7 protein-coding genes are annotated in these 6,719 nt (G+C 37.8%); 1 reads left to right on the top strand and 6 read right to left on the bottom strand.

What is annotated here, in order from left to right; all coding sequences use genetic code 11:
• Nucleotides 1-434 (top strand): T9SS type A sorting domain-containing protein (locus ABIL69_11510; protein MEO0124615.1); only part of this gene is annotated, 434 nt, incomplete at its 5' end.
• A gap of 33 nt (nt 435-467) precedes the next feature.
• Here the strand turns inward: ABIL69_11510 and ABIL69_11505 are convergent.
• The 6 genes from ABIL69_11505 to ABIL69_11480 form a co-directional block, all read right to left on the bottom strand.
• On the bottom strand, nt 468-1,547 hold the full coding sequence (locus ABIL69_11505) for an acyltransferase (protein MEO0124614.1): 1,080 nt from the start codon (nt 1,545-1,547) through the stop codon (nt 468-470).
• Nucleotides 1,548-1,550: 3 nt separating this feature from the next.
• The gene (buk, locus tag ABIL69_11500; protein MEO0124613.1) at nt 1,551-2,624 is read right to left on the bottom strand and encodes a butyrate kinase; all 1,074 of its coding nucleotides are present in this window, start codon (nt 2,622-2,624) and stop codon (nt 1,551-1,553) included.
• 9 nt (nt 2,625-2,633) lie between these two features.
• Nucleotides 2,634-4,715, bottom strand: coding sequence for a tetratricopeptide repeat protein (locus ABIL69_11495; GenBank protein MEO0124612.1), 2,082 nt, complete (start codon nt 4,713-4,715; stop codon nt 2,634-2,636).
• Complete coding sequence (xerD, locus tag ABIL69_11490; GenBank protein MEO0124611.1) at nt 4,712-5,608, bottom strand: site-specific tyrosine recombinase XerD; 897 nt, start codon at nt 5,606-5,608, stop codon at nt 4,712-4,714. The genes ABIL69_11495 and xerD overlap by 4 nt, the downstream gene beginning before the upstream one ends.
• 189 nt (nt 5,609-5,797) lie before the next feature.
• Nucleotides 5,798-6,115, bottom strand: a complete 318-nt coding sequence (locus ABIL69_11485; GenBank protein MEO0124610.1) for a hypothetical protein — start codon at nt 6,113-6,115, stop codon at nt 5,798-5,800.
• Between the two features lie 178 nt (nt 6,116-6,293).
• Nucleotides 6,294-6,719, bottom strand: a 426-nt coding sequence (locus ABIL69_11480) for a hypothetical protein (GenBank protein ID MEO0124609.1), incomplete at its 5' end; no start/stop codon positions are given.

Genomic DNA, 6,719 nt, shown 5'->3' with positions numbered 1-6,719 from the left:
ACGGAACTCCCACTTCCTGCCGGATTTATCTCGGTGCACGGACATATACCGTAATCGAGGAAACCACAATTTCGCCATTCGCAATCCGCAATCCGAAATTAGAGGTTTATCCCAATCCGTTCAAAAATCATTGCATAATTAAATTCCAAATCCCAAACAATTTCGCAATCCGCAATTCGCAATCCGAAATGTCTTTTCCCCAATCCCCAATCCGCAATCCGAAATCCGAAATTTTATCAAGCCTTGCGATTTATGATGTTTCAGGTCGGTTAGTAAAATCCTTTAATTTAGTATCCAGTCTCCAGCATCAAGTATCCAGCATCATCTGGGATGGCTGTGATAATTATGGATGCAGGATGCCGGCGGGTATCTATTTTGTGAAATTAGACACAGGTGATTACGCCTTAGCAGAAAAAATGCTATTGGTGAGATAACATCCGTTTTTTCGGTAGTAAGTAGCATCAAATTTAATATTGGGTTAAAAATTTCACCAGAATTAATGCAATCAAACAGTTGCGTAATACTTTACTCACCATCGGCTTTTTACTTTTTAAGAAATGCCATAGATAACCGATTACGAGCATAAGTAAAATCAAAGATAATGCTAGGAGAATGCTCAAACCTGTATTCAAGGTCTGTCCAAAATAATGGGCGAAGTTATTTTTGACATTTAAAACTGAACCGTAGACAATCATTATATGGACAAAGTAAATCAAAAAAGATTCCTGCCCGATTGCTCCCAAAAAATCCAAAATCCTGCTCGTCTTGGATTCAAAAAGCAAGAATACACTGATTAAGATTAACAATAATCCAGTGCGCAGATAGAACAGATTAAAATTTTCTATCTTCATTAAAAAGGAAGAACCAAAGAAGACGCATCCAGAAATAAATATGAGAATATTGAGAAGTCTGCTTTCTATCTTTTGACTCACCTCATAAAACAGCATGCCGAACATCAAGCCAAATATTAAATATGAAGCAAAAGGAAATAAAGGAAAATTTGAGCCAAATTTGGGGGTTAATAATTGGGTGAAGAAGTTTGGTGATTTGATGTTGTTATTTACTGCGGGAGTAAAATAGAGAATCAGCAGCACGCCGATTATTGAACCGGTGATTATCATTCTCTTCTCTTTTACAAAAATCAAAATTATCTGGAGCAATAAAATCGTCCAGCCAATTGTCTGGAGGATATCACACTGAAAAAATTGTGTAATTTCTTCTTTTGAGGTCTGGGTCAGTAATTGATAAAGTGAGAATCTCGGCATATGGAGGAAATATCCAGCGAGTAGAATCGGTAAGATTCTTATAAGGCGCTGTTTTAAGATTTTCTGCCATTTTAAATCTTTTTTTCTCAACACGGAAAGTGCCAATCCGCAACCACTCGCAATGAGAAAAGCAGGAGCGGTAAGCCCTCTCAAGAGATGCATAAATTGATACAAACCTGTCCTTTTTGCTTGTGAGTTAAGGACCGCATCCAGGGTATGCCCCTGAATCATCATTATCACTGCATAAGCCTTTAACAGGTCAAGGAATCTAAAACGTCTCAATTTTTATTTATATTCTTTTGCGGTTTCTTCACCGATAAGAACACGCAAAACACCGAGTGCCAGTGCCTCCATCTCTCCTTCGCCCGGATATACAAAAAATTTAGGGCACAAAAATTCTATCCAGGATTTTAATGTATTAACAAATTTTTCTGAATGGGCAATACCCCCGGTGATGATTATCGCATCAATTTCGCCTTTCAGCACCACCGCATATGCACCGACTTCTTTTGCTATTTGGTAAATCATGCCGTTATAAACCAGTTCCGCATATTTATCGCCCTGGGCAATCTTTTTCTCCACTTCTTGGATATCATCGGTGCCAAGATAAGAGAGTAAACCACCTTCGCGCAATAGTTTTTTCTTCACCTCGGATTCACTATATTTTCCACTGAAACATAACTCCACCAGGGGAATTGTCGGCAATGCGCCGGTTCTTTGCGGAGAAAATGGTCCATCTTCATTCGCATTTGATGAATCAACCTGTTTGCCTTTTAAGTGTGCTGCAACGGTTATCCCGGTACCGAGGTGAACGATAACAAAGTTGCACTCTTCGTACGGCTTTTTTAGATCCTTCGCTGCCTTCTTTGCCACCATCCTCACATTCAGGGCGTGGCTCAATGCCTTTCTGTTTATCTCTTTCAACCCTGAGAACCTTGAGAGTTCCCAGAATTCGTCTACTGATACAGGATCAACGAAATACGCATTCACACCAATACTATCGGCAATCTCTTTGGCAATCATTGCCCCCAGGAGCGAAGGATGTTCTGATTGATAATTACCATTTTTTATATCTTCAATCAATTTTTCATTTGCAAGATATGTTCCACTTGTAAGTGGCTTAAAAGGACCACCCCTGCCTACAACTGCATTCAAGTTTTTCAAATCAAAATTTTTGCTTTTGAGATAATCAATCACCTTATCCTTTCGCCATTGATACTGGTCAATGATTTTGGGGAATTGTTTTAATTCTTCTGGAGTGTGGCGAATATTTTCTTCTATATTTGGTTGATTATTTTTAAAAACTGCGACCCTGGTTGAACCAGCACCAGGATTTATCACAAGGATATAGTAGTCCATAAAACCTCCTTATTTAGTTTTATTCAATAATTTCAAAAAATTTGAATCCGGTATTACACCCAATTTTTTTAAAACTTCCACATCCCTGCCGGCTTTACCTAATTCACCAATTTTATAATAAGCGACTGCCCGATTATAATAAGCCGGTGCATAATTGGAATCAAATTCAATCGCCTTTGTATAATCCCAAATCGCCTTTTCAAATTCGTCAAAATCAAAATAGATATTTCCGCGATTATTATAAGCCTGTACGAAATTTGGCTTCAACTTTATCGCCTGATTATAATCCCTGAGTGCCTGTTCAAGGTTATGAGTTCTGGTAAAAACTATCGCACGATTATAATATGCATCAACATTTAAAGAGTCTATCTGTAGTGCCTTTGTATAATATTCAATGGCATTACCAAAATCGCCATAAATAAAATAAATATCGCCTTTACTCAAATATGCTACTGCAAGATATGGGTCAATTGCGATTGCCTTATTATAATGTTCCATTGCCAGATTGTAGTTTTTTACATTAAAATAAAGCACCCCAAGATTGTAGTACGATTCAGCGCTCTGAGGATTCAACTGGAGTGCCTTTGACAAATCATTGTATGCCTTTTCATATTCACCAATCCTGACATATATCGCCCCCCGGTCAACATAGCCCATTGCAAAATTGGGCTGGATATTAAGGGCCGCCGTGAAATCCTCAATCGCTTTTTTATATTGACCGAGTCGTTCATATACCGAACCCCGGTTGAAATATGGTAATTCCAGTTCCGGGGAATACTCTATCGCTTTATTGAAATCCTCAATCGCCTTTTCATACTCACCAATGAATTTATATGCATTGCCCCGATTATTATAGGCGATACCATTTTTGGGATATTTTTTTAAAACATCACTCCAGAGGGTGATACTATCCTTCCAAACCTTACAACGGTTAAAAGAAATGAAACCCAGAAGCAAAAAAATCACTATCAGGGGTATGATTAAAATATTTTTAAGCGTCATTGCAGACGCCAATTTTCTATTATATAGCCAATCAATTAATAGCCCAAAGATAAAAAACAACCCGATTGAAGGAATGTATACATAACGGTCGGCGGCGATTGCCGGTGCCACAAGGGGGATTAACTGGCTGACCGGTAGTAAGGTGATGATAAAAAATAATGAACCAAAAATTATTTTATGGGTTAATTTTTTTGTCCAGACAATCAGATACACAATGACCGCGACGATTAACGGTGCCACAAAAAATACCAACGGCAAAGATTTTTCAAAATTTTCTGGATAAGGATAAAATGCCGAAAGGTTCGCGGGTAAAAGCAATTTATAGAGGTAAAAGAGTAAATTATAGAAAAAAACGAAGATGTGCTTTAAATAACTGATAGCCGATAAAGAACCCGAACCTTGAAAATGAATATTGATTATACCTACCAATATTGCTGGTACCAGATAGGCAATCTTTGAATAAATTTGTTTTATTTTAAACTGCTTCTCATAGTAATAATCAAGCAGAATTAATACCAGTGGCAAGGTGACCGCCATTGGTTTTGATAATAGTGAAAAAACAAAAAGCAAAAGGGAAAAGAAATAATATATTTTTTTCGCTTTTTGCCGGTAAAAATGATAAAAAGTCAAACTACTCAAAAAGAAAAATGAATAAAGCATATCCTTTCTCTCAGTTGCCCAGGCAACCGATTCCACATGTAAGGGATGGATACCAAAGAGCAAACTGACAATTGCTGAAATCAATAGATTATCGGTCAATAGATAGAGCAAACCGAAGACAAGAATTACATTTAATAGATGTAAAATCAGGTTTATCAAATGAGTAACAAAAGGGTTGAGTTTAAAGAATTTATTCTCAAGTGCAAAAGATAAAACCGTGAGCGGGATATAAGTTCCGACATAGCCCGAAGAAAATATCTCTTTGATGTTTTTCCACGAAAGTTCTTTTATTGAATGATTAGCAGTAATCAAATGATAATCATCCCAGTTGCAATAGCCATTTTTAAGACAGGGCGAAAGAGAAACAAAGGTGAAAATAACTATTCCGGCAATTAAAATTATCACTTTTATATGGTATGAAAAATTCATAGTTCTCTCTCCCGTGGATGATGGTCCCGGTGCACCTGTTTCAGATATTCGCGGTCAATATGGGTATATATCTGGGTCGTGGAGATATCCGAATGTCCCAATAACTCCTGAACCGCTCGCAAATCCGCACCCGCCTGGAGCAAATGGGTCGCAAAGGAATGCCGGAAGGTATGGGGCGTGACTTTTTTTCTTATGCCGGATTTAATAAGATATTTACGCAGGATTTTTAAAAAACCCATCCTGGAGAGATTATTACCCCGGGCATTTAAAATAAGATACGGGTTTTTCTTTTTTTTCATCAATGCGGGTCGTCCCTGCTGAAGGTATTCCTGGATTGCCCGGAGTGCCTTTTTTCCGAAAGGTACAAACCGCTGTTTATTCCCTTTACCAATGATGCTTAATAATTCTTCTTTGAGCATAATGTCGCTTATCTTAAGATTGAGCAACTCTGATATGCGTAAGCCTGAACCATAGAGCAATTCCAGGCAGACCCGATCTCTCAAACCTGCGGGTGTCTTTTCATCTGCGGAATCAATAATTGCATTTACTTCTTCAATAGATAGGGTCAGGGGCAATTTTCTCCCTACTTTTAAAACTTCCAAATCTTCGGCAGGGTTTTTATCTATACGATTGTTTGAGTAAAGAAATGTATAATAAGACCGCATTGCTGAAATCTTCCGGTTGATTGAGACCGGACTCAAACCCATATCAAAAAGAGAATGGATAAAATTGCGCAGGTCTTCGGTCTTTACCGAGATTAAATCCTTATTTTGGGTCTTTAAAAATAATCCCAATTGTTTTATATCCCGCAAATATGATTGAATAGTATTCAACTCACTGCCCTGACTTATCAAAAAATTCTCAAAGTCGTTTAGCAACAGTTCATCGGACATAGGTTGAATTATGATAACTAAAATCTATATTTAGTCAAGAAAATAATGGCGGCACGAGCGTTTTATATTCCAGATAGAAAGTTGTATGGAAAAATTATAATTTTATTTGTTCGATAATTTTAGAATTATAAAATAATGGGGTTATATAATAAACAGAGACTCTACGATGGGAATATGAATAATTCGTTTTTAGAGTATAAACCTATCTACACCAATTTTATTTTCTACTTTAACGAAAAAATGAATCTGATGATTCTTCACCTTACAATCATTATCTTCCGGTTTATCATCTCCCTTTCGCCGGCGAGGACTAAAAAAATAGATACCGGAATTGTAATGGTAAAAATTGAGATAGTAGGTATAAGTGCCCGGTCCAAAAATTGCATCAACAGCCGTTTCAACTTTTCTGCCTGAAATATCATAAAGACCCAAACTTAGTCGCTGTAATTGTAAAACCGAGAAATGGATTTTGGCATTACCTCTTACTACATCCGGCAAGACGGCCAATTTTAACCCTGCATTTTCAGCCGTCAATCTTTCATTCTCCCAAACACCGGTATAATTAACATAATCAAAACAGAGATAAATTGGGTCCAGACCCGTGCCCGAGCTCAGATGCCAGTAGGGGTCAATATCTCACACCATATCAACAATATATACATAATAAACCCGATTGCGCAAAGTATCAATCCGCTTTGCTGGAACGCTTATATAACACTGCAGAATAACTCCCACCTGTAGCAATCGTGGGATAGAAACATATGGTATCACGAAGGCGGACAAGTAATGCTGGTGACACGCCTGATGCATAAGAAACATATATCCGATTGGTATTATCGCTTTCAGAATAGGCATCGAAGACAATCCTCGGTTCACCATTATCGGTCAATGCCATCTGCATATAGCCGATACTCAATGAGTCGGCTAAAGGTATTGACCATTGCTGAGGTGGTGCCCAGTTTATACCATCTATGGTGGTGCGATAATAGATTGATGAGTCAGAAAGGCTTCTATAGAAGATACAAAATGTCCCCCCATTACAATCACAACCAACATAGGAGGCATTTGTGGCAATGGAAGTAGAGGCGATTAACTGTGTCAGGTCTTTATT

The sequence above is a fragment of the candidate division WOR-3 bacterium genome (assembly GCA_039802005.1).
In the GTDB taxonomy this organism is placed as follows: domain Bacteria; phylum Hydrothermota; class Tepidihabitantia; order SM23-42; family JAOAFX01; genus JAOAFX01.
Note: the sequence above shows the minus strand (reverse complement) of the source record. Positions and strands in the feature narration are given on the sequence as shown.